Source organism: Streptomyces sp. NPDC047315 (assembly GCF_040643215.1).
Classification (GTDB): domain Bacteria; phylum Actinomycetota; class Actinomycetes; order Streptomycetales; family Streptomycetaceae; genus Streptomyces.
In genome coordinates, this window is sequence record NZ_JBEYTZ010000006.1 from 49,548 (window position 1) to 71,793 (window position 22,246).

The following is a 22,246-nucleotide window of genomic DNA, read 5'->3' on the forward strand; positions in this document are numbered from 1 at the left end:
GGCCCCCCTTCGCGTTGCCGCTACCACAAGCACCGAACGCACCAACGCACCAGGTAGCCCAACGAGTTCATGGAGGACGCCATGCCCGGCGAGAAGGCGATCATCTTCCGGTCCGAGGCCACCGAGCCCCTGCGCACCGGCCCGGACGGCACTGGCACGCACATCCTGACCGCGCCCACGCCGGCCGCCGCCGCGGCACTCGCGGCCGAGTACGTCGAACGGGGCGTGGACACCGTCGAGTTGTGCGGCGCCACCGGCTATCCCTGGGCCGCCGCGGTGGAGGCCGCAGTGGGCGGCCGGGCCCGGGTGGGGACGGTGCTCTTCGGCTTCGAGTCGCTGACCGACGTCGCGGAGTACAAGCGGCGGGCGTTCGCGGGCGAGGCCCAGCGGGAGCTGTTCCTGTACGTCCAGCCCGGCGCGGACCCGGCCGTGGACCGGTTCGTCCGTCCCGAGGGCGCCTCCACGTCGCAGTTCGTGGCCGTGCCGGAGCCGGCCGCCGGTGCGGCCGTCGCCGCCGAGTTCGCCGCCGACGTCCAGCTGATCGAGCTCTACGGCGACTGGGGCGCGCCGGACGTGGCCGCGGTGATCGAGGCCGTGGGCGAGCGCGTCCCGGTGGGCGTCGTCGCCTACCCGCACTCGAAGCCGACGCAGACGCAGACGCCCGCTTAGGAGGAGTCGTCGCAGCAGGCGCCGTGCCCCGCGTCAGGTCAGCTTGCGCAGCAGCTCGGGCAGGGCCGTGCCGATGGGCTCGCGGACGACCTCGTCGGCGATTCCGTCGTACGGCGTCGGCTCCGCGTTCACGATGGCGACCCGCGCTCCGGCCTCGGCCGCCATCCCCGTCAGGGACGCCGCCGGCTGCACCTGAAGGCTGGTGCCGACGGCGATGAAGACCTCGCAGGCGCGGGTGATCTCGATCGCCTGCCCGAGGACGGCCGGGTCCAGGGACTGGCCGAACATCACCGTCGCCGACTTCAGGATCCCGCCGCAGACGCGGCACGCCGGGTCCTCCTCGCCCGCCTCGACCCTCGCCAGCGCCTCGGCCATGGGCGAGCGGGCGCCGCACCGGGTGCACAGGGCCGTCCGGGCGGTGCCGTGGAGTTCCAGGACCTTGCGGTCGGGCAGGCCCGCGGCCTGGTGGAGCCCGTCGACGTTCTGGGTGATGACCCGGACCGCCATGTCCGGTCGCGCCGCCAGCTCCACGACCGCGTGGTGCGCCGCGTTCGGCCGCGCGTCCCAGGTGGCGCTGGTGCGCCGCACCTGCCAGGCGCGGCGCCGGACGTCCGCGTCGGACATGTAGGCGTCGTAGGTGACCAGCTTCTCGGCCTCCGGGTCGCGCCGCCACAGGCCGTTGGGGCCCCGGTAGTCGGGAATTCCGGAGTCGGTGGACACGCCGGCGCCGCTGAGGATCGCGACGAGAGTCATACCGCGACGATAGGCGGCCCGGGCGGGCGCCGGCGAACGGTTTGTGGTGCCGCGAGGGCCCCGGCGGGGCTTCGGCGGGGCCTCAGAAGAGCGCTTCGGGCGCGCCGGGCACCCCGGCGGGCTCCTCGAAGGCCAGCAGGCGCTGTTTGCGGTCGACGCCGCCGCCATAGCCGATCAGGCTGCCGGTCGAACCGATCACCCGGTGGCACGGCACGATGATGCTGATCGGGTTCTTGCCGTTGGCGAGCCCGACCGCGCGGGAGGCGTTCGGGTTGCCGAGGTCGCGGGCGAGTTCGCCGTACGTCCGGGTCTCGCCGTAGGGGATGCGCACCAACTGCTCCCACACGCGGCGCTGGAAGTCGGTGCCCGCGAGGTTCAGCGGCAGGTCGAACTCGGTCAGCTCGCGGGCGAAGTAGGCGTCGAGCTGTCGGACCACCTCGTCGAACGGCTCGTCGCAGGGCTCGCCGAACGTCTCCTCGGCGGGGCGGTGGCGCTGGTCGGTCATGTAGAGGCCGCTGAGGACGCCGTCGGTGGCGACGAGCGTCAGCGGGCCGTAGGGGCTGTCCACGACCATGTGCTGCCTGATCTGCCGCGCCTGCCTGGTCTGCTTCGTTTGCCTGGTCTGCGTGGTCTGCCTGGTCATCGGGGGGCTTCCTCTGTTTCGCGGGTGCTGCGGTCGTCTCGGGCGGTGGTCACGGCCCCGTGGCGGGGCCGGCGCCTCAGTCCGGGAGGTGGTTGATGGGGTGGTCGTCGGTGGCCCACAGGTACTGCACGGCGTACGCCCGCCAGGGTCGCCAGGCGGCGGCGTGCGCGGTGAGCGCGGCCGGGGTGGCGTGGAGTCGGAGCCCGGCCGCGGCGCGCCGCACCCCCAGGTCCGTGGGCAGGAAGGCGTCCGGGTCGCCGAGCGCGCGCATGGCGACGGCCTCGACGGTCCACGGGCCGAAGCCGGGCAGCGCCGCGAGCCTGGCGCGGGTGGCGTCCCAGTCGCTGTCCACGCCGAGCCGTAGCGAGCCGTCGGCGAGCGCGGCGACGAGGGTGGTCAGCGTGGTGCGCCGGGTGCGGGGCAGCGCCAGGGCCTCGGGGTCGAGACCGGCCAGCGCCCGGGAGGTCGGGAAGAGGTGGGTGAGCCCGCCCTCGGGGTCCTCGATCCGCTCGCCGTGCGCGGTGACCAGCCGTGCCGCGTGGGTGCGGGCGGCGGCCGTCGACACCTGCTGCCCGAGCACGGCCCGTACGGCGAACTCGTCCGCGTCCACCGTCCGCGGCACCCGGCGGCCCGGCGCGGCGTCCACCAGGGGCCGCAGCAGGGGGTCGGTGCGCAGGTGGTCGTCGACGGCGACGGGGTCGGCGTCCAGGTCCAGCATCCACCGGCACCGGCTGATCGCGATGGTCAGGTCCCGGGCGTCGGTGAGGGAGAGCCGGCAGGCGATGTGGTCGGGCCGCGGGCTCAGGGCGACGACGCCGTGCCCGTACGGCAGGCGCAGGGTGCGCCGGTACGCGCCGTCCCGCCACTCCTCCACCCCGGGCACGGCCGTCGCGGCGAGGTGCCCGAAGAGGTTGCTCGGGTTCAGCGGGCGGCGGAACGGCAGCCGCAGCGCGATCACGCCCGGGGTCGGCGGGTGCCCGGACTCGGTGCCGCGCCTGGCGGAGCGGGCCCGCAGCTCGCCGGGGGCGAGGGCGAAGACCTCGCGCACGGTGTCGTTGAAGGTCCGGATCGAGGCGAAGCCGGCGGCGAAGGCGACCTCGGCCATCGGCAGCGCGGTCGTCTCGATCAGCACCCGGGCGGTCTGCGCGCGCTGTGCGCGGGCGAGGGCGAGCGGGCCGGCGCCGAGTTCGGCGCGGAGCTGGCGTTCGATCTGGCGGGTGGAGTAGCCGAGCCTGGTCGCCAGGCCCGGGACGCCCTCGCGGTCGACCACTCCGTCCCTGATCAGCCGCATCGCCCGGGCCACGGCGTCCGCGCGGGCGTTCCACTGCGGCGATCCGGGGCTGGTGTCGGGGCGGCAGCGCTTGCAGGCGCGGAAGCCGGCCTGCTGGCAGGCGGCGGCGCTGGGGTAGAAGGTCATGTTCTCCGGCTTGGGCGGCACGACGGGGCAGCTCGGGCGGCAGTAGATCCCGGTGGTCAGCACGGCGGTGAAGAACCAACCGTCGAACCGGGCGTCCTTGGACTGCACGGCGCGGACACAGCGCTCGGTGTCGGTGTGCATGCCTTCAAGGATGGAGCATCGAGCACCCTCGGGCTGGCGAGAAAACGACATCGCCCTTCGTCTGCCGGCACTTCGCCGTGCCGAGGGCCGTCGATCAGTACCGGGCCGCCGGTCAGTACCGGGCCGCTGGTCAGTACCGGGCCGCGAGAGCGGCGCCGAACTCCACGTACGCGTACTCGCCGAAGAGCACGAACCGGACCTCGGCCACCGGCGGCAGGGTCGCCGCCCGCACCGTGCGGACCGCGATGCGGGCGGCGTCGTCCATGGGCCAGCCGTAGGTGCCGGTGGAGATCGCGGGGAAGGCGACGGTCTTGGCACCGAGCTCCGCCGCGAGCGCGAGCGCGCTGCGGTAGCAGGACGCCAGCAGGTCGCTGCGGTCGTGCTCGGCGGACCAGACCGGTCCCGCGGTGTGGATGACGTGCTCCGCGTCGAGCCGGCCGGCGGTGGTGGCCACGGCCTGGCCGGTGGGTAGGCCGCGGCCGTAGTGGGAGGCGCGCAGCGCACGGCACTCGGCGAGGATCTCGGGGCCGCCGCGCCGGTGGATCGCGCCGTCCACTCCGCCACCGCCCAGCAGCGAGGTGTTGGCCGCGTTGACGATGGCGTCGACGTGCTGCTCGGTGATGTCTCCGCGCACGAGCACGATGGCGGGCTGCTGCGTCATGGCGTCATCCTCCCACCGCTCCGGGTGCCCCGGAGCGGTTTCAAGCGGTCGCGCGCAGCCGCCGCCAGACGGCCTTGGCCGCCCAGTGGCCGGACATGCCGTGGACTCCGGGGCCGGGCGGGGTGGCCGACGAGCAGAGGAAGACGGCGGGGTGGGCGGTCGCGTACGGGACGCGGGCCAGCTTGGGGCGCAGCACGGTCTGGAGCCCGGCGAAGGCGCCGCAGGCGATGTCGCCGCCGACGTAGTTGGCGTTGTGGGCGGCGAGCTGGGGCGGCCCGGAGACCGCGCGGGCGAGCACCAGGTCGCGGAAGCCGGGGGCGAAGCGCTCCAGTTGGCGCTCGATGGCGTCGGTGGCGTCGCCCTCCCAGCGGGCGGGCACGTGGCCGTACACCCAGAACGTGTGCTTGCCTTCGGGCGCCCGGCTCGGGTCGACGAGGCTGGGCTGGGCGGTGATCAGGAACGGCCGCTCCGGCTCGTGCCCGCCGACGGCGGCGGCGAGCGCGGCCTCGATCTCCTCCGCGGTGGGGCCGATGTGCACGGTCCCGGCGACGCGGGCCTCGGGCGCCGTCCACGGCATGGGCCCGGAGAGCGCGTAGTCGATCTTGAAGGCGGAGGGGCCGTAGCGGTAGCCGTCGTAGGCGCGGCCGAGCCCGGCGATGCGGGCCAGCGCGGTCGGGGAGGTGTCGAAGACGTACGCGCGGGCGGGCGGCAGCTCGTCCAGACGCTTGACCTCGACGCCGGTGTGGACGGTGCCGCCGCAGGAGCGCAGGTAGGAGGCGAGGGCGTCGGAGATCGCCTGGGAGCCGCCGCGCGGCACCGGCCAGCCGCGGGCGTGCGCGGCGAGCGCGAACATCAGGGCGATGCCGGAGGTGGCGAGGCCGGAGGTGGGGGCGATGGCGTGGGCGGCGAGGCCGGCGAGCAGCCCACGGGCCTTCTCACCGCGGAACCGGCGCGCGGTCCAGGTCGCCGGCTGGAGCGCGGTCAGTCCGAAGCGGACGAAGCGGTACGGGTCGCTGGGCAGCCGTTCCCAGGGGGTGCGCAGGAAGTCGGCGGCGACGGCGTCCCAGTGGCCGAGGTAGGGCTCGACGAGCCGGCGGTACGCGCCGGCGTCCTCGACGCCCAGGGACATCGCGCTCTGGCCGACGGAGCGGTCGAGCACGGCGGCGGTGCCGTCGGGGAAGGGGTGGGCGAGCGCCAGCTCGGGCTGGAGCCACTCCAGCCCGTGGCGGTCGAGCGGCATCGCGGCGAACGCGGGCGACCCGATGCCGAGGGGGTGCACGGCGGAGCAGGGGTCGTGTCGGAACCCGGGGAGCGTCAGCTCTTCGGTGCGGGCACCGCCGCCGACGGTCTCCCGGGCCTCGAAGACGGCGACGGAGAAGCCCCGGCGGGCCAGTTCGACGGCGGCCGTCAGTCCGTTGGGGCCCGCTCCCACGACGACGGCATCCAGCATCGGCGGCACTTCGGACTCCTTCGTCGACCGACGGACAGCGGGCCTCAGGATATTCCGGCGGGCACGGGCGCCCCAAGGGGCACTCGTGATAGCACGTGCCGCGGGCCGGCCGTCGTCGACCGTCCGTCTTCCATCATCCGTCGCCCGAAGGCAGCTGTCAGCCGTCGGCCAGGGCCGTGCGGATGCGGCCGGCCGTGTCCGCGTCGCGTGCCGCCGTGAAGGGGAGCCGGTTCCCGCCGGCGATGCGGAAGGGGCTTCCGTCAAGGGTGAGGTGCGCCCCGCCCGCCTCGGTGACCAGCAGCAGGCCAGCGGCGTGGTCCCAGGCGTACTCCCAGGAGAACGCGACGGCGTCGAGCTGGCCGCGGGCGATCGCCAGGTACTCCATGCCGGCCGAGCCGCAAGGGCGGGCCCGTATGCCGGGGACGTCGAGGCCGAGGAGGGCCTCCTTCTGCGCGGGGGTGGTGTAGTCGGGGTGGGACATGGCGACCGTGAGGTCCGCGTCGGGCGCGGGGGAGCCGGCGTTCAGGGGCGCACCGTTGAGGTGTGCGCCGCCGCCGCGCACGGCGGTGGCGAACTCGTCGAGGACGGGGGCGTACGTCCAGGAGGCGAGCAGTTCGCCGTGGTGCGCGAGGGCCACGAGGGTGCAGAAGCGGGCCTCTCCGCGGACGAACTGTCGCGTGCCGTCGACCGGGTCGACGATCCAGACGGGGGCGTCGCCGCTGACGGCTCCGTACACGGCGGGGTCGGCGGAGACGGCTTCCTCGCCGACGACGACGGAGCCGGGCAGGATCGCGGTCAGGGCTGCGGTGAGGTGCTTCTCGGCCAGCTGGTCCGCGACGGTCACCAGGTCGTGCGGGCCGGTCTTCTGGATGATCTCGTCCGCGGCCAGTTGGCGGTGCCGGGGCATGATCTCGACGGCGGCGGCTTCGCGGATCGCCTCTTCGACGTCGGACATCTTTCCGGAGAGCAAATGATGCATCACCCGTCCAGCTAAGCACGGCGACGGCGCTGACCTGCGCCGGGGCCTGGTGAGGCCGGTCACTCGACGACGAGGGCGGGGCCGGCGGCGTGGGGTCGGGGCTGGGCCGGCGCGGGGCCGGCGCGGGAAAAACTCCGCGCCTTCTTGTCCGTGCACCGCCTACCCTGCGGAGCCATGGACCGGCCCACCGCCCCCTCCCCCGCCGTGCTCGCCTCCTTCGGCGCGGGCACCGCCGCCGTGCCGCTGCCCGGCGGGCAGGGCACGACCTGGCGCGCGGGCGACGTCGTGCTCAAGCCCACCTCGTTCGCGACCGAGACGAGTTGGCGCGCGAGCGTCCTGAAGCACGTCCCCGAAGACGCGGGCTTCCGCGTCGCCCGCCCCCTTCCGGCGGCCGACGGCTCCTGGTCGAAGGCCGGCTGGGAGGCGTGGGTACACGTCGGGGGCGCGGCCGATCCGCACCGCCCGGACGAGGTGGTCCGCGCGGGCGAGGCGTTCCACGCGGCGATCGCCGGGCTCCCGCGCCCGCGCTTCTTGGACGTACGGGACAACCCTTGGGTGCAGGCGGACCGGCTGGCCTGGGGCGAGCGGGAGCCGGTTCCCGGCGCCCCGGGAACGGACCTGCTGGCACCACTGCTGGCGGCGCGCCGGCCGGTGTCCGTACCGGCGCAGTTGGTCCACGGGGACCTGCTGGGCAACGTGCTGTTCGAGCCGGGTCGACCGCCGGCGGTCATCGACTGGGCGCCCTACTGGCGGCCGACGGCCTGGGCCACGGCGGTGGTCGTGGTGGACGCGGTGTGCTGGTGGGACGCCGAGCGGTCGCTGCTGGACCTCTGGTCGCACCTGCCGCAGTGGCGGCAGATGCTGGTCCGCGCGCTGGTGTTCCGCATCGCGACGCACACGGAGCCCCTGTCGCCGACGCAGCGGGACGCATACGCGAAGGCGTGCGCGTGGATCCTCTGACCATCTGACGCCCCGCGCGCGCTGCCGCGCTGCGGCTGCCCCCGCGCCTCTGAACACCGCCGCCTTCCGCTGCGGAAGCATTGGCCTCCACCGGCCGGCGGGTGGCGCGTCCTCGCCGTTTCCCTGCGGAAGTCACGACCACCGCGGCCCAGTGGTGGCTGTCCGCGCAGTTCCGCCCCCTACGCCCTAGGGGCGTGGTGGTACCCCCAGCGCCACCTGATTTGCTGCCCCGTCACTTGTCTGCGGGCTGGAGCAGGGGGTTTTAGGGTCGCGGGGAACTGCGCGAACGGCCACGGGCGGGCCGCAGCGGAGCGCCGGCCCGTGGGAGTCTCGGTCACCGAGAACACCCAGGTGCAGACCCTGATGATGGAGCTGCCCCTGATGGCGCAGTACGCGGGGCCGGCGACCGCGCTGCGGTCGCTGGTCTCCCGGGCTCTTGAGGCGCCGGAGTTCAACCGCTGGCTCGCCGGCCGGGTCTCCGCGATCGACACCCACTATCCGCCGCTGCCGCCCGTCGACGGGACTGACGGGGCCGACGGCGGGAACAGCGACGGACCGGAGCCGGACGCGCTGGTCGGCCGGCGGATGCCGGACGTCGACGTGACCGTGGAGGACTCCACCGCCACCCGGGTGTACGAACTGTTCGCCCCGGGCCGTTTCGTCCTGCTCGACCTCACCGGCGAGCAGGGGCTGTGCGAGGACGTCGAAGCCGGCTGGGGCGGACGCGTCGACACCGCGGTCGTCAGCGAGTGCGACGCCCGCCACGAGCTGATGGGCGCCAGCGAGGTCCTGGTGCGCCCCGACGGACGCGTGGCCTGGGTGCACCGCGGCGCCGACGCCCCCGCCCGCCGCTTCGGGCGCGCCCGGGCGCTGACCCGCTGGGCGGGGCGGCCGACGGAAGGATCGGGCGCCGCCGGTTGTTGACCGGTGCGGATAGCGTTGGTCCGCAGGGGCCGGGCCGGCAGCGGCCCGGTCGCGGCGCTTGGCAGGCGGAGGAGTACGGTGCACGGCGAATACAAGGTCCCGGGCGGCAAGCTGGTCGTGGTCGACCTCGACGTCGACGACGAGGGGCGACTCAAGGACGTCCGGGTGAGCGGAGACTTCTTCCTGGAGCCCGACGACGCCATCGAGCGGATGGACTCCGCCTTGGAGGGCGCCCCGTCGGACACCGACACCGCCGGGCTCAAGGCCCGCATCGAGGGCGCACTGCCCCCGTCGGCGGTCCTCTTCGGCTTCACGTCCGAGAGCGTGGCGATCGCCGTGCGCCGGGCCCTCGCCCAGGCCACCGACTGGAGCGACTACGACTGGCAGCTCATCCACGAGCCCCCGCAGCCGCCCGCCCTCCACATGGCGCTCGACGAAGTGATCACCGCGGAGGTGGCGGCCGGCCGACGCCCTCCGACGCTGCGCGTCTGGCAGTGGGACTCCCCCGCCGTCGTCATCGGCAGCTTCCAGTCCCTGCGCAACGAAGTGGACCCCGAGGGCGCGGCCCGCCACGGCGTGACCGTGGTGCGCCGCATCTCGGGCGGCGGCGCGATGTTCGTGGAGCCCAAGAGCACCATCACGTACTCCCTGTCCGTACCCGAGGCCATGGTCTCCGGGCTGTCCTTCGCGGACTCCTACGCCTACCTCGACGACTGGGTCCTCGGCGCGCTCGCGGACATGGGCATCCGGGCCTGGTACCAGCCGCTGAACGACATCGCGACCGAGGTCGGCAAGGTCGCGGGCGCGGCCCAGAAGCGCATGGTCGGCCCGGACGGCGGCCCCGGCGCGGTGCTGCACCACGTGACCATGTCGTACGACATCGACGCGGACAAGATGACCGAGGTACTGCGCATCGGCCGGGAGAAGCTCTCCGACAAGGGCACCCGGAGCGCGAAGAAGCGCGTGGACCCGCTGCGCCGTCAGACGGGCCTGCCGCGGGAGGTCGTCATCGAGCGCATGATCGAGTCCTTCCGCAGCCGCTACGGCCTGACGGAGGGTGACCTCACCGCCGAGGAGGTCACCCGCGCACAGCAGCTGGTGCGCACCAAGTTCGCCAGCGAGGAGTGGACCGCCCGCGTCCCGTGAGCGAGATCCCCGCCCTTGCCGCGGCACTCACGCGCCAGGGCGGGAATCCTTGCAACTCACTCGTGGAGTTCAGCGGCTTCGGCGACGGTGCGCGTCGAGAGGACCGGTCGCCGCCCCGTGGCCCCGCCTGACGCCCCGTCCCCGCGACGATCGGCGATCAAGCGCTGGCCGCTGCGGGCCTCGACCGGTTCCTTCACCACCCGTCGTTCTCCCGGGTCAGCAGGAGAGGTTGGAACCCGTCGGCACGCCCAGGATCTGGGTGAAGTTCTTGTACCGGTTGACGCGGCTCTGGACCTGGGCGGGGTGGCCGCCGTCGCATTCGAGCGCGCCGTTGATGGCACGGATGGTCTGGGCGAAGCCGGCGCCGCTGACCATCGCGTCGTGGGCGGTCACCGGGCCGGGGCCGTCCTGGGTGTTCCAGTACCAGAGCGCCGTCATCATGGAGATGGCCGGGTCCGTCTCGACCAGGTCGGGGTTGTTGAGCAGGTCGATGCCCAACCAGTCGCCGACGGTCTTGTAGTTGAAGTTCCAGCTCAGCATGATCGGGCCGCGGCCGTAGTACTTGGCCTGGCCCGCGGGGCAGCCGTAGGGCTGGCTGCGGTCACAGTAGAGCGGGTAGTTCCGCTCGTCGATCTCCTTGATGTAGTACAGCCCGCCGGTCTCGTGGCTGATGTTGGCGAGGAAGGCCGCGGCCTCCTGCTTGCGCATCGTGTCGTTGCCGGTGTGGGCGAACGCCGGGAACGCCTTCATGGCGTCGGTGAGGCCCTTGTACGTGTAGAAGGAGTTCCGGCGCGGGAACATCTGGTTGAACTGCGCCTCGCTCACCACGAAGCTGTTCGGGTCGGGGTTGCCGCCCGTGCCGCAGGTGTAGGGGTCCCAGTAGTACGTGCTGACCACAGGGTTGTACCCGGGGTTGGCCCGCTCGGCGATGTAGATGCTGCCGTCGGTGTACTTGACGATGTCACCCGCGCGGTAGTTCTGCCCGGCAGCCCAGGCGGGGGCGACGGCGCACTCGTCCACCGGAGCGGCGGAAGGGGCGGCGGTGGCGGTCGGCACGAGGGCCGTCGCCAACAGCGAGCCCGCCGCGAGCACGGCGGCCATCAGGGCTCTCATTCGGGTCTTGAGCACGGTGCAGTCGACCTTTCGTGCGTCCGCGGACATGCCTGGTAGCCCCAGTGGGACACCGAGGCGACCAGACACGCCGTGTTGGGGGGTGGTTACGCATACCCAAGCGCCCCGAGCGGGGCGCGGTCAAGGTATAGACCAATCCGTTTTCTGAAACAACTGGATCTATTTCAGTACCAGTTGGCGCGCGAGGGCCGCGTTCCCCGCCGGACGCGAAGGTGCATCGCGTCAGCGGCCGGCCCGGACGGCTTCGGGTGAACCTTCCGCCTTGGCCGTCCTGGCGTGGACGACGGTGAGTACGGTGGCGATCAGAGCGAGGAAGGCCGCAGGAATGCCGAGCGAGGTCACCGGCAGCCAGTCCTGGGCGAGGCCGCCGAGCCCACCTCCCAGCGCTACGCCCAGGAAGACGGCGGAGGAGTTGAGGCCGAACAGGACGGGAGCCGAGGGCGGCGCAAAGCTGACCAGCCGATACTGCTGAATCACCGATGGGGCCCCGTCCGTGATGCCCCAGATCCCGGCCCAAACGATCACGACGGCCAGGTTGTTGACCGTCAAGGAACTCATGCCGAGCAGGAGTGTCGCAGCAGCGAGTGCCGTGACCGCCACGCGGACCGCGGGAAGGCTGTCCACGAGATAGCCGGCGAGCATGTTGCCGATGACCGCGCCGATGCCCCACGCCAACAGGATCAGGGTCAGCGCCTGCGCGAACGCCCCCTCGGTGGCATCCTCGGTGACCGCCCCGATGTACGTGTAGAGCGTGTAGTGTCCACCCATCACGAGCAGGGTCGCCAGCAGGGTGACGATCATCTCGGGTTTACGGAGGGGCGCCAGGCGTGCGCCGAGACTCGTCGACGGCAGCGTGATCTTGGGCAGCCCCACCGTGATGCCGATGGCCGCGACGACACCGGTGGCGGCCACCGCCCAAAGCGTCAGACGCCAGTCGACGTTGCCGAGCATGTTGCCCAACGGCATGCCCAGCGCCGTCGAGACGGTGAGACCTCCGATGACGAACGCCATCGCACGCCCGCGCCGTTCCTCCGGCGTGACCGCCACCGCGGCGCTCGAAGCCGTGGCCGTGATGGTGGCCGCCCCGACAGCTGTGAGGACACGGGAGAGGAGCGCCAATGTGTAGTTGGGACTCAACGCCGTGACCGCATTGCCCACGACGAACACGACCAGCGCCGCCTGTAACGCCGTACGACGGTCCAGCGAACTCAGCAGCCAACCAAGAATCGGTGCGGCAATGGCGAGCGTCAAGGCGAAGGCCGTGACCAACTGGCCTGCGGCTGCGATGCTGACATCGAAATCGGAGGCGATGGCGGGCAGCAGCCCGGCGATGACAAACGCGTCGGTGCCGACCGCGAAGGTCGCCAGGGCAAGTGGAAGAAGGGGCTTCATATAGGGGACGGAACCCTGCTGCCCGGGTTCGCTAACCTCTGTGGGACTCAATCTCGGCCTCGTTCCTGTGTGGCGAACAAACTGAACTGCCTGTGTGGTCCGGTGCGTCGCGTCAAGGGCTGTCCCGCAACCCCCATCGCATGTCAGCGCTTAGGAAAGGGCGTCAGATCGACTCGAAGCCCCTGGAGCCCGTGCAGGGTCAAGGACGTCTTCCACACCGGTTCCTCGGAGAGTTCGATTCGGGAGAACCTCCGCATCAGCCCCTGGAAGGCAATCCGACCTTCGAGTCGAGCAAGTGCTGCACCGAGACAGAAATGTATGCCGCCGCCGAAGGAAACCGGCTTGACCTCGGTCCGGCGCACGTCCAGCCGATCGGGGTCGCGGTATCGACTCGGATCACGGTTCGCCGCGCCGAGCAACGTCACGATCGATTCGCCGGCCGGGATCGTGACGTCACCGAGCCGTAGGTCGTTGCGTGCGGTCCTGGGGCTCAGCTGCACAGATGCGTCGTACCGCAGAAGCTCCTCCACCGCCCCTGACACGAGGTCGGGTTCGCTGCGGAGGGCGTGCATCTGATCGGGGTTGCGCAGCAGGGCCAGCATGCCGTTGCCGATCAGGTTCGTCGTGCTTTCGAACCCGGCGCCGAAGAGAAACTGAACCAGACTCATGAGCTCACGGTGAGTCAGCTGTTCGCCGTTCTCCTCCACCGCGAGAAGCGTGGAGACGAGGTCGTCCGCCGGGTTTTTGCGGCGCTCGGCGATCAGCTCTTCGAAGTACTCGTTGATCTCTATCGCCGCGCCGTCGGCTGTGGCCAGTTGCGCCTGGCTCGGACGCGGCTCCATCGAGAGCGTCACGTCCCGGAAGAGCTGCTGGAAACGCGGCCAGTCCGCCCTGGGCACTCCGATGATCTCGCTTATGACCGCAGCCGGAAGCGGGAAGGCGAACTCGCGAAGAAGGTCGACCTCTCCCGCCTTCTCGCAGAGAGGCGTCAAGAGCTCGTCGACCAGTTGCTCGATCTTGGGTTCCAACTTGGCGATGGAGTGGGCCGTGAACCCCTTGCTCACCAGTTTTCGTTGCCGCGTGTGCTTGGGAGGGTTCGCCCACATGAGGTGTTCCAGCACACGCGTGTAGGACGGGTGGTCCGCCCAGTTCTCCACGCCCTGCGCACGGATGAAACTCTGTACGTCCTTCCCGACCTCGGACGATCGAAGAACTTCCACGACCTCGGCGTGCCCGCTCAAGACCCAGTGGCCGGCTTCGCTGCGAGCCACCGGTGCGACCGCGCGCAGTCGGTGGTAGGTCGGGTACGGGTCGGCGGCGCACGCCGGATTCGAGAACAACTCGCCGAGTAGGCGGTCGACTTCGGCCATCGACGCCCGCTGGGTGTAAGAGCTCACCTTTTACCCTCCTCTGTCACCTGAAGGTCACGTCCCTTGACGTGGTGTCGCCGGGGACTCGCCCGCCGACGCGCCCGCACGGGGCCAGCGGGTGAGTCCTGGCAGGAGCCGCACGACCGCTCCCGCCGGTCCCGACCCGACGAGCCCCGAACAGGCCGGTCGGCAAGGTCGGACAGGTCGACTGCCTGCGCGTAGCGCTGACTTAATCGGCTACACCACTTGATGGGACGCCATCGATCTCAACGTCTCGGAGCAGGCATCACGGGTGTGATTTTGCTCAGCATGCCGGATTATTTGCTTGACTGTCAATCTTGCTGAATGATGACATGCAACCAGAAGGCCAGCCATGCACCGCATCCTTGTGATTGCGCATCATGCGGACACCAGGGCTGGAACCGCCTCGATCGACCGGGCCCATTGAGGCCCCGTCCGTTCGCCTGGAGGATCGGCCCACGGAACCCGGACCCCAGGCCCCATGCGGGCACTGTCGAGCCCGCACGCCCCGACACCACACCTCACCGCGCCTCGCCGCGTTGACGCGTTTCGCAATGGCGTGATGCCGGGTTAATCATATATATCGCTGATCATCTATGACATAGATTGACATTCCTACAGACGGTCCGTAAGTATGACGGCGGTTAACGGGGGAGCACAGAGATGTCGATCAAGACAGCATTCGTCTATCCCGGCCAAGGCAGTCAGTTCGTCGGGATGGGGGCCGACCTGATGCACGATCGGCCTCAGCTATCAGAGGTGTTCGAACACGTCGAGGCCGTCACGGGTCGTCCGGTGATCGAGCCGATGGTGCACGGCCCGGAAAACTGGCTGCGCGACACGAGGACGGCCCAGCTCGTCCTGTTCACGTTCGGCGCGGCGATGACGCGGGCGCTCGCCGCGGAGGGCGTCGTACCTCAACTGGTCGCGGGCCACAGCCTCGGTGAGTTCACCGCCCTGGTCGCGGGCGGCTGGCTCGACCTGGACGAGGCCGCCGCCACCGTGGTCCAACGCGCAGACGCCATGGCCCGCTGCTGCCACGAGCGGCCCGGTGCAATGGCGGCGGTGATCGGCACCGACCCGGAAGCAGTCGCCCGGGCCCTGGCTCGGCACCCCGGACGACGCGACGACGGGCACCCGTGCACCGCCGTCATCGCCAACTACAACGCTCCTCGGCAGACCGTCATCTCCGGCGATGCCGCGACCGTCGAGGAGATAGGGGAGGCGATCCGCGAGGAATCGATCGCCGTCACCCAACCCCTGTCCGTCGCAGGCGCCTTCCACTCGCCGCTCATGCGACCCGCACAGGACACACTCATGGCCACGATCGCCGGCCTGCCCTTGCGCCATGGGCACACGCCGATGGTCAGCAGCGTCACCGGAGGTCTGGTCACCGACCTGGAGCACTACCGCAACGCACTCGCCCACCAGATCACCGCCCCCGTGCACTGGACGCGGACGGCCCGTCGGATCCTCGACCACCGACCGCACCGAATCGTCGAGGTCGGACCCGGAACCACGCTCCGAAGCCTGATCCGCAAGGTCGATCGCGGACAGCAAGTCCATCCCTGCGGCAGTACGAACGAGTTGCGTGCCGTCATCGGCACGCGCGGCTGAGACACGACCGGAAGTTCCACGGAACAGAAGGAGACGTCCGACATGACCGCAACCTACGATGCCATCGTCATAGGTGGAGGCCCCTCCGGCGCCACCACGGCCGGCCTGTTGGCCAAGGCCGGACACGACGTGCTCGTCCTGGAGAAGGAACAGTTCCCCCGCTACCACATCGGTGAGTCGCTCATCCCGGGCCTCAACTCCGTCGTCGACGAACTCGGAGTCCGGGAGACCATCGACGCCGCCGGCTTCACCCGCAAGGCAGGCATCTCGCTGCTCTGGGGAGCCGAGCGCAAGCTCTGGAGCATCGCTTTCGGGGAGAGCGGCCCATACGACTACACGTGGCAGGTCAAGCGCGCCGAATTCGATCTCCTCCTGCTTGAGCACGCCCGCAAGCTCGGAGCCATGGTCATCGAGCACGCGTCGGTACGCGAGGTGCTGACCACCGATGGCAGGGCCACCGGCGTGACCTATTCGATCGGCCGCGGTACGGAGCCCATCCGGGCGGAGGCCCGCTACATCATCGACGCCTCCGGCCAGTCCAAGCTCCTCGCCCGGGAGTTCGGGCTGGTCGAAATGCACGACGACCTCAAGAACCTGGCCGTGTGGACCTACTACCAAGGTGGAGATCGGCTTCCCGACGAGCTGTCGGGCAACATCCTCGTCGAGAACCACCCGGACGGCTGGCTCTGGGTCATCCCGCTGTCAGACGGCACCCAGAGCGTGGGATTCGTCGGCCCCAACGACCGGATGGCAGCCGACGCCCGACCGAATTTGGAACTGCTCGAAAGCAAGATAGCCACCTCCCGCGAGGCCAAGAAGCTGCTCAGGAACGCCACCCGGGTCGCCGGGTGTCGTACGGCGAAGGACTGGTCCTACACGTGCACCCGGTTCTTCGGGCCCGGATACCTGCTCGTCGGCGACGCCGCCGCGTTCATCGATCCGCTGTTCTCCACCGGGGTGACGCTCGCGATGAAGGGCGCCAGCTCGGCCGCTGCGACCGTCTCCGCAATGCTCCAGGAGCCCGACCGCGAGGAGGAGTTCGCACAGGCGTATGACGAGGGCCTGCGTGAGTTCCTGGGCAACGTGCTGTCCTTCGTCCGCTTCTTCTACGACGCGAGCAGGAACGTCGAGGCGTACTGGGCCAAGGCGAAGGACCTGATCGACCCGATCGGCTGGATGACCGCCCGGGACGACTTCATCATCATGGTCTCCGGCCTCAACGCCGAACTGGCGGTGATGCAGCCGCACCACGACGCGGCGCCGGAGGGCGTCGCCGAGGGCCGCCGCGCCAGCAGCCGCAACAAGGGCGAGGAGTGGGCGAACGTCCAGTCGGTGGCCCGATGACGGTCGTCGACGCGCACGCGCACGGCCTGCCGTCGTGGGTCCAGGCAGCGTTCCTGGATTGGCTCACCGAGTCGGGCTCGACGGCCGAGGGCCCCGCGAGCCTCTGGCGGTCCCCCGCGTTCGACGGCCCGGAGCAGCAGTTGGCCGACGCCGACCTGCACGGGATCGAGATCACCGTACTGACGCACAGTTCGAACGCCGTGACCGCGCTGCACTCGGCCGCGGTGCGCGGAAGGCGGCGGCGAGGGCCGGCCGAGACCATTGCCACGGTCAACGACGAGATGCGGGCGTGGTCCGCACGGACCGGTGGTCGACTGCGCGCTGCGCGCTGGGTGGATCCCCGGTTCGTCGAGTCGGCCGAGGCCGAGATCGACCGGGCGGCCACGGACGGCGGCATTCCCGCCGTATCGGTGAACACCGCGTACCTGGAGCCCTCGACCGGCCGATTGCGGTTCCTCGACGATCCGGAGTTCGCCCCGGTGTTGGCCGCCGCCGAGGCACGCGGCGTCGTCCTGTTCGTACACCCCTCGGCGAAGTTCCAGCTCGGGTCCGATTCACCGTTGCCCGGCCGCGCACAACACTTGCTGACCGGCTCGTTGTCCATGCTCGTCGAGACGACGGTCTGCGTCATGCGCCTGGTGCTGCGCGGCACGCTGGACCAACACTCCGGACTGCGACTCGTCTTCGGCCAGCTCGGCGGTGTGTTGCCGCTCGCGCTCGGTCGGTTCGACCTGATCCACCGGCTCGTCGGCGGTGCGGACGCCGAAGCGGCACGGGCCTCCGGAGCACTGCGCCACCTGCGTGACTACGCGGGCAACATCTATGCGGACACGCACTCCGCCGACGCCAACGGGCTGCAGTGCGCCCTCGAAGCACTCGGCGCGGAACGCATCCTCTTCGGCAGCGACTTCCCGGTGACACCCGGCGAACTCGGGCGCGCCAGTGCGCTTGAGGTGCTGCGGGGAGCGTCGCTCCCGACGGAAACGGTCCACGCCATCGAATCCGGCAACGCCAGGTCCCTCCTCGGGCTGGGCGAGCCGCTGACCGTCAACGACGAGGGAGCAGCCGCATGATCGCGCATGTCGTCCTCTACCGGTACCCGGACACGATGTCGAAGACGGACCGGGAGCGGTTCCGCAAGGAGCTTGTCGAGGCCACCCGGAGCACGGGGGTGGTCGAACGGTTCACGGCCGGCGAGCACGTTCCGCTGCCGGCCGACGACGCGGCGACGGAGTCGCTGTACTCGGTCGCCGCCCGCTGGGAGTTCACCGATCTCGCGCAATTGCGCACCTTCTCCACGCACCCCGCCATGAGCGGCGTGGTGGACGCCTGGGTCCGCAGGCGAGGCATCGGCGTCGCCTTCGCCAACACCCTGGACGAAGAGGATGTGCAGGCATGAACGAGCTGGCCGACAAGGTCTGTCTCGTCACCGGCGCCGCATCGGGGATCGGCCGGGCCACCGCCCGGGTACTCGCGGCAGCGGGCGCATCGGTGCTGGCCGTCGACGTGGACGCGGTGGGTCTGAAGTCCCTCGCCGAGGAGACCGACCTGCTCGGCGTCCGACCGCTCGACGTGTCCGACCCCGAATCGGTGCGTGACGCGGTCTCCGACCTGGTCGCCCGGGCCGGCGAGGTCCACGCCTGCCTGACGTTCGCCGCCGTGGTGGCGAACTGGGGGCCACCGGCCGAGATCGACGACGAGCTGTGGACGAGAGCGCTCGACGTCAACCTGCGGGGGACCACCGGTGTCTGCCGCGCGGTACTCCCCTCGATGCCCCCGGGCGGATCGATCGTGACCTGTTCGAGCATCGCGGGCGGGCTCAAGCCGAGCCCCATGAGGGCGCCGTACACCGCGGCCAAGGCCGGAGTCGTCGCGCACACCCGGGATCTCGCCGTCGCCTACGGGCCGGCGGGCATCCGGGTCAACACGATCGTCCCCGGATTCATCGACACCCCCATGTCCCGAAAGCTGATTCGAGGACACGAGGACCAGGCCGAAGCAGAGCGGGGACGGATTCCTCTGCGCCGGCTCGGCGCCGCGCACGAAGTCGCCGACGTCGCCCGCTTCCTGGTGTCCGACGCGTCGTCCTATGTGACCGGCGCGACGCTCGTCGTCGACGGAGGACTGAGTCTTGTCTGAGCAGCCAGGAGCCTTCACCACACCGGCCCGGATCCTTGACTTCGCCTGGGGGCTCGGCCGTACGGCCACCCTGGTCACGGCGCTCGACTTGGACGTCTTCACGGCCATCGCCGAGGGCCACGCCACACTGGAGGCCCTGGGCCGCCGCACCGGTGCGAGCACGCGCGGCCTGCGTGCGCTGCTCACCGCGCTGCACGCCGCGCAGTTCGTACACCGCGAGGGCGACCGCTATCAGCTGACCGACGACACCGCCCTGTACCTGGTCCGTGGTTCGCGTGCCTACCTCGGGGACATGCGGCACATCCACCGGGAGCTGAATTTCCGCATCTGGCCCCAGCTCACCGAGGCGGTGCGCACCGGCACCCCGTGCAAGGAGATCTTCGCCGACCGGGCGGACGACGTTTGGGCCCAGATCACGCCGTATCTGGACGCGCTCGCGGTGGGCACCGGACGCTGGATCGCCGGCGTCGCCGGCGACCTGGTCGCATCGCAGCCCCGGATCCTTGACGTGGGGTGCGGGTACGGCGGTTCCGGTCGCGCCCTGGCCGAGAGCTGGGACGGTACGGTCGTTGGCATCGACCGGGAGGTCTCGGTGTCCGAGGCCCGCAGGCGCGCCGGCGAGGCGGGGTTGGGAGACCGGGTCGAGTACCGGGCCGGAGACCTGTTCGCCACGCCCTGGGGCGGACCGTACGACGTGGTGCTGCTGGGCAATCTGCTGCACGGATACCCGCCCGAACGGGTGCTGAAGATCCTCGAGTTGTGCTCGGCAGCGCTGGCGGACAACGGTGTGCTCCTGCTCGACGAGATCGTCCCGGACGACACGGAGACCGATCCCGTGGGCGCGTTCTTCTCCCTACAGATGCTGTTGACCAGCACGGGCTCGGCCCATGGGCTCGACGACTACGGCCGATGGCTCACCGAGTCGGGCCTTCCGGTGTGCCGGCAGCTGAGGTCGCCGACCGGGCCGGGCACGCTCGTGGTCGCGACGCGCGGGAGGCATTCGTGAAGCGGGTCGCGGTGACCGGGCTCGGAGTCCTGGCCCCCAACGGGGTCGGGACGAAGGACTTCATGGCCGGACTCTGCGCCGGCCGCTCCGGAGTGATCGCCGGCCGTGAGTTCGACACGTCCCGGCTGGCCTCCCGGATCTACGGGACGCTCCCGGAGTGCGACCTTCCCGGCCTCTCCGTCGAGCACGGCACCGGGGACGACCGGGTCGTCCGCATCGCGCTGCGGGCCGCCCGGGAGGCCGTCGCCTCTGCCGGTCTGCTCGACGCGAACGTCGCCCCGGAGCGGATGGGCGTCATCATGGCGAACGCGATCGGCGGAACGAAGTTCATGACCGAGCACTTCCCGCAGATCAGCAGGGGTGGCACGGCCGCGATCGACGTAGCCGCGGCCCATCCGCGGCTGCACGTCGCGGCCACGTTCAACCGGCCCGCGGCGGCCATCGCCGATGCCCACGGGATACGCGGCCCGGTGATGACCCCGGCCACCGGTTGCACCGGAGGCAACGACGCGGTCGGTCTCGCTCTCGACACGATCCGCCGCGGTGAGGCGGACGTGATCGTCGCCGGCGCCGCTGAGGCTCCGCTGACCCCGTTCGTCGTCGCCTGCTTCGACGTGATCGGCGCCCTGTCCACGCGCAACGACGACCCCGAGGCCGCTTCCAGACCCTTCGACGCCGATCGGGACGGCTTCGTACTGGGCGAGGGGGCCGGTGTGGCCGTGCTGGAGGAATGGGAACACGCCCGCCGCCGTGGGGTGCCGATCCTCGCCGAGGTCCTGGGCTTCGGAAGCACGTCGAACGCGTTCCACATGACCGACCTGGACAGTGAGGGGAAGCATCTCGCCCGTTCCTTCCAGCTCGCGCTGGACGACGCCCGACGTCCCGCCACGAGCGTCGACTACGTCAACGCGCACGGCAGTTCGACACCGCAGAACGACCTGTGCGAGACCAACGCGATCAAAGCGGTGCTCAAGGCGCACGCCTATCGGACCCCGGTCAGCTCGATCAAGTCGATGGTCGGCCACGCGCTGGCCGCGGCGAACGCGCTGGAGTTCGTGGCGTGCGTACTGGCTCTGGAGGAAGGCGTGATTCCACCGACGATCAACCACCACTCCCCCGGCGACTCCTGCGACCTCGACTACGTACCGAACGAGGCACGGGAGGAGCGGGCGGAGGTCATCGCCAGCCTTTCCAGCGGTTTCGGCGGGATCCACTCCACCGTCGTGCTCGGCAGCCCCCGCAAGCACGGCTCCAAAGGGGGTGGACGATGAGCACGACCGGTGGTGTCGTGATCACCGGAATCGGGCTCGCCCTGCCGGGCGCCTCGGACCCCGACCAGCTCTGGCGTTCGGTGACCGAGGGCAGAAGCGCCGTGCGGCCCATCGAGCGGTTCGACACCGACTCCTATCCGTGCCCCAACGCCGGTGTCCTCACCGAGGAGACGGAGCGGGAGACCGTCGGCACGTTCACCCCGCGGGTGCGCAAGCGCATGGACCGCTTCTGCCAACTGGCCCTCTCGGCCGCCAGGTCCGCCCAGCACGACGCCGGCCTCGCATCGAGCGAGGACGCCGAGAGGACCGGTGTGTACGTGGGCAACATGTTCGGTGGCTGGGACATCACCGAACCGAGCCTGCGCGGACTGTTGGACCAGGGCTACACCGGGGTCAGCCCGCACGTCGCGTCGGCGTGGTTCCCCACGGCACCACAGGGCCAGATCACCATCGGAAACGGGCTGACTGGTTTCAGCAAGACCCTCGTGGCGGACAGTGCGAGTGCCGCGCTGGCCATCGGCTACGGTGCCCGGGCGGTGGCCGAAGGACGCGCCGACCTCATGCTCGCGGGCGGTGCGGAGGCGCCCGTGACTCCGTACACCTACACGTTCTGCACCACCTCGGGACGGCTCTCACCCACCGGGACCTATCGGCCCGGGGACGACGCGGCGGACGGCTTCTGCGTCGGAGAGGGCGCCGTGATGCTCGTCCTGGAACGCGAGGAGACGGCCCGGGCGCGGGAGGCGGTACCGCTGGCCAGGCTGGTGGGCTTCGCCGTCCAACACGCACCGGAGGACGAGGTGTTCGCGCCGTCCGGCGCCCGGGCACTCGCCGCGGTCCTCACGGCGGCGCTCGACGAGGCGGGCACCGATCGCGTCGACTGCGTCGCCCTCGACGCACAGGGAGCCGCCGGAGCCGACGAGTCCGAGCTGTCCGCCATCCACTCGGTGCTCGGTCCCGTCCCCCTCACCACGGCCAAGCCGGTGACCGGCAACCTCCTCGGCGCCGCGCCCGCGGTGGACACCGCGGTCGCCCTACTGAGCCTGCGGCACGACACGATCCCGGCGGTGGCGGGCTGCGAGCGCCCGCGGAACGCGCACATCGTCGTCGGCGCACCGCGCGAGACGCCCGTACGCACCGTCGCCCTGCTCGCCAGGGGCGCCGACGGCACGATCGCCGCGAGCGTACTGCGGGCCATCTGATCGCCCCATG

The 22,246-nt window shown here is 71.1% G+C and carries 21 protein-coding genes; 12 read left to right on the plus strand and 9 right to left on the minus strand.

The annotated features are described in order from the left end of the window. Positions 1-81: 81 nt before the first annotated feature. Positions 82-669 carry a DUF6506 family protein gene (locus ABZ842_RS08150; protein WP_361533627.1) on the plus strand — a complete coding sequence of 196 codons (588 nt, stop codon included), beginning with the start codon at positions 82-84 and terminating at the stop codon, positions 667-669. Between the two features lie 33 nt (positions 670-702). On the opposite strand, the gene ABZ842_RS08155 is transcribed toward ABZ842_RS08150, so the two are convergent. The 6 genes from ABZ842_RS08155 to ABZ842_RS08180 all read right to left on the minus strand — a co-directional run bounded on the left by ABZ842_RS08155 (position 703) and on the right by ABZ842_RS08180 (position 6,689). Next, entirely contained in the window at positions 703-1,422 is a 720-nt protein-coding gene (locus tag ABZ842_RS08155; protein ID WP_361533630.1) for a Sir2 family NAD-dependent protein deacetylase, read from the minus strand. Positions 1,423-1,504: 82 nt separating this feature from the next. Next, a complete protein-coding gene (locus ABZ842_RS08160) occupies positions 1,505-2,065 on the minus strand; it encodes a methylated-DNA--[protein]-cysteine S-methyltransferase (protein ID WP_361533633.1) in 561 nt (186 codons plus the stop codon). A 76-nt stretch (positions 2,066-2,141) separates the two neighbouring features. Beyond that, positions 2,142-3,623, minus strand: a complete 1,482-nt coding sequence (locus tag ABZ842_RS08165) for an AlkA N-terminal domain-containing protein (protein ID WP_361533636.1) — start codon at positions 3,621-3,623, stop codon at positions 2,142-2,144. A gap of 130 nt (positions 3,624-3,753) precedes the next feature. Continuing rightward, a complete protein-coding gene (locus ABZ842_RS08170; protein WP_361533639.1) occupies positions 3,754-4,284 on the minus strand; it encodes an O-acetyl-ADP-ribose deacetylase in 531 nt (176 codons plus the stop codon). Positions 4,285-4,324: 40 nt separating this feature from the next. Next, the gene (locus ABZ842_RS08175; RefSeq protein WP_361533642.1) at positions 4,325-5,743 is read right to left on the minus strand and encodes an NAD(P)/FAD-dependent oxidoreductase; all 1,419 of its coding nucleotides are present in this window, start codon (positions 5,741-5,743) and stop codon (positions 4,325-4,327) included. 148 nt (positions 5,744-5,891) lie between these two features. Then, positions 5,892-6,689 carry an inositol monophosphatase family protein gene (locus ABZ842_RS08180; RefSeq protein ID WP_361533645.1) on the minus strand — a complete coding sequence of 266 codons (798 nt, stop codon included), beginning with the start codon at positions 6,687-6,689 and terminating at the stop codon, positions 5,892-5,894. A 198-nt stretch (positions 6,690-6,887) separates the two neighbouring features. Here ABZ842_RS08180 and ABZ842_RS08185 point away from each other — a divergent pair, with 198 nt between their 5' ends. The 3 genes from ABZ842_RS08185 to ABZ842_RS08195 all read left to right on the plus strand — a co-directional run bounded on the left by ABZ842_RS08185 (position 6,888) and on the right by ABZ842_RS08195 (position 9,743). Further along, positions 6,888-7,673 (plus strand): TIGR02569 family protein, encoded by a 786-nt coding sequence (locus ABZ842_RS08185; RefSeq protein WP_361533648.1) that lies wholly within the window; start codon positions 6,888-6,890, stop codon positions 7,671-7,673. Between the two features lie 321 nt (positions 7,674-7,994). After that, a complete protein-coding gene (locus ABZ842_RS08190) occupies positions 7,995-8,597 on the plus strand; it encodes a hypothetical protein (protein ID WP_361533651.1) in 603 nt (200 codons plus the stop codon). Positions 8,598-8,675: 78 nt separating this feature from the next. Beyond that, positions 8,676-9,743, plus strand: a complete 1,068-nt coding sequence (locus ABZ842_RS08195) for a biotin/lipoate A/B protein ligase family protein (protein ID WP_361533654.1) — start codon at positions 8,676-8,678, stop codon at positions 9,741-9,743. A 216-nt stretch (positions 9,744-9,959) separates the two neighbouring features. Here ABZ842_RS08195 and ABZ842_RS08200 read toward each other — a convergent pair whose 3' ends face one another. The 3 genes from ABZ842_RS08200 to ABZ842_RS08210 form a co-directional block, all read right to left on the minus strand. Next, the gene (locus ABZ842_RS08200) at positions 9,960-10,871 is read right to left on the minus strand and encodes a glycoside hydrolase family 19 protein (protein WP_361533657.1); all 912 of its coding nucleotides are present in this window, start codon (positions 10,869-10,871) and stop codon (positions 9,960-9,962) included. 225 nt (positions 10,872-11,096) lie between these two features. Then, positions 11,097-12,266: an MFS transporter gene (locus tag ABZ842_RS08205; RefSeq protein ID WP_361533660.1), complete on the minus strand. Its 1,170-nt coding sequence runs from the start codon at positions 12,264-12,266 to the stop codon at positions 11,097-11,099. Between the two features lie 143 nt (positions 12,267-12,409). Then, a complete protein-coding gene (locus ABZ842_RS08210) occupies positions 12,410-13,663 on the minus strand; it encodes a cytochrome P450 (RefSeq protein WP_361533663.1) in 1,254 nt (417 codons plus the stop codon). A gap of 657 nt (positions 13,664-14,320) precedes the next feature. Here ABZ842_RS08210 and ABZ842_RS08215 point away from each other — a divergent pair. The 8 genes from ABZ842_RS08215 to ABZ842_RS08250 are packed head-to-tail and all read left to right on the plus strand — an operon-like array spanning position 14,321 to position 22,236. Beyond that, positions 14,321-15,274 (plus strand): ACP S-malonyltransferase, encoded by a 954-nt coding sequence (locus tag ABZ842_RS08215; protein ID WP_361533666.1) that lies wholly within the window; start codon positions 14,321-14,323, stop codon positions 15,272-15,274. A 42-nt stretch (positions 15,275-15,316) separates the two neighbouring features. Beyond that, a complete protein-coding gene (locus tag ABZ842_RS08220; protein ID WP_361533669.1) occupies positions 15,317-16,618 on the plus strand; it encodes an NAD(P)/FAD-dependent oxidoreductase in 1,302 nt (433 codons plus the stop codon). Further along, positions 16,615-17,691: an amidohydrolase family protein gene (locus tag ABZ842_RS08225; protein ID WP_361533672.1), complete on the plus strand. Its 1,077-nt coding sequence runs from the start codon at positions 16,615-16,617 to the stop codon at positions 17,689-17,691. Before ABZ842_RS08220 ends, ABZ842_RS08225 begins: the two co-directional genes overlap by 4 nt. Continuing rightward, positions 17,688-18,017, plus strand: a complete 330-nt coding sequence (locus tag ABZ842_RS08230) for a hypothetical protein (RefSeq protein ID WP_361533675.1) — start codon at positions 17,688-17,690, stop codon at positions 18,015-18,017. Before ABZ842_RS08225 ends, ABZ842_RS08230 begins: the two co-directional genes overlap by 4 nt. Further along, complete coding sequence (locus ABZ842_RS08235; RefSeq protein WP_361533678.1) at positions 18,014-18,757, plus strand: SDR family oxidoreductase; 744 nt, start codon at positions 18,014-18,016, stop codon at positions 18,755-18,757. The genes ABZ842_RS08230 and ABZ842_RS08235 overlap by 4 nt, the downstream gene beginning before the upstream one ends. Next, positions 18,750-19,763 carry a class I SAM-dependent methyltransferase gene (locus ABZ842_RS08240; RefSeq protein ID WP_361533681.1) on the plus strand — a complete coding sequence of 338 codons (1,014 nt, stop codon included), beginning with the start codon at positions 18,750-18,752 and terminating at the stop codon, positions 19,761-19,763. The genes ABZ842_RS08235 and ABZ842_RS08240 overlap by 8 nt, the downstream gene beginning before the upstream one ends. Continuing rightward, the gene (locus tag ABZ842_RS08245) at positions 19,760-21,034 is read left to right on the plus strand and encodes a beta-ketoacyl-[acyl-carrier-protein] synthase family protein (protein WP_361533684.1); all 1,275 of its coding nucleotides are present in this window, start codon (positions 19,760-19,762) and stop codon (positions 21,032-21,034) included. Before ABZ842_RS08240 ends, ABZ842_RS08245 begins: the two co-directional genes overlap by 4 nt. Then, positions 21,031-22,236, plus strand: coding sequence for a beta-ketoacyl synthase N-terminal-like domain-containing protein (locus ABZ842_RS08250; protein WP_361533687.1), 1,206 nt, complete (start codon positions 21,031-21,033; stop codon positions 22,234-22,236). The genes ABZ842_RS08245 and ABZ842_RS08250 overlap by 4 nt, the downstream gene beginning before the upstream one ends. Positions 22,237-22,246 lie beyond the last annotated feature (10 nt).

Bases quoted from the DNA above. Each gene is read 5' to 3' on its own strand.
- ABZ842_RS08150 (WP_361533627.1), top strand. From the start codon at position 82: ATGCCCGGCGAGAAGGCGATCATCTTCCGGTCCGAGGCCACCGAGCCC.
- ABZ842_RS08155 (WP_361533630.1), bottom strand. From the start codon at position 1,422: ATGACTCTCGTCGCGATCCTCAGCGGCGCCGGCGTGTCCACCGACTCC.
- ABZ842_RS08160 (WP_361533633.1), bottom strand. From the start codon at position 2,065: ATGACCAGGCAGACCACGCAGACCAGGCAAACGAAGCAGACCAGGCAG.
- ABZ842_RS08165 (WP_361533636.1), bottom strand. From the start codon at position 3,623: ATGCACACCGACACCGAGCGCTGTGTCCGCGCCGTGCAGTCCAAGGAC.
- ABZ842_RS08170 (WP_361533639.1), bottom strand. From the start codon at position 4,284: ATGACGCAGCAGCCCGCCATCGTGCTCGTGCGCGGAGACATCACCGAG.
- ABZ842_RS08180 (WP_361533645.1), bottom strand. From the start codon at position 6,689: ATGTCCGACGTCGAAGAGGCGATCCGCGAAGCCGCCGCCGTCGAGATC.
- ABZ842_RS08185 (WP_361533648.1), top strand. From the start codon at position 6,888: ATGGACCGGCCCACCGCCCCCTCCCCCGCCGTGCTCGCCTCCTTCGGC.
- ABZ842_RS08205 (WP_361533660.1), bottom strand. From the start codon at position 12,266: ATGAAGCCCCTTCTTCCACTTGCCCTGGCGACCTTCGCGGTCGGCACC.
- ABZ842_RS08215 (WP_361533666.1), top strand. From the start codon at position 14,321: ATGTCGATCAAGACAGCATTCGTCTATCCCGGCCAAGGCAGTCAGTTC.
- ABZ842_RS08220 (WP_361533669.1), top strand. From the start codon at position 15,317: ATGACCGCAACCTACGATGCCATCGTCATAGGTGGAGGCCCCTCCGGC.
- ABZ842_RS08225 (WP_361533672.1), top strand. From the start codon at position 16,615: ATGACGGTCGTCGACGCGCACGCGCACGGCCTGCCGTCGTGGGTCCAG.
- ABZ842_RS08230 (WP_361533675.1), top strand. From the start codon at position 17,688: ATGATCGCGCATGTCGTCCTCTACCGGTACCCGGACACGATGTCGAAG.
- ABZ842_RS08235 (WP_361533678.1), top strand. From the start codon at position 18,014: ATGAACGAGCTGGCCGACAAGGTCTGTCTCGTCACCGGCGCCGCATCG.
- ABZ842_RS08250 (WP_361533687.1), top strand. From the start codon at position 21,031: ATGAGCACGACCGGTGGTGTCGTGATCACCGGAATCGGGCTCGCCCTG.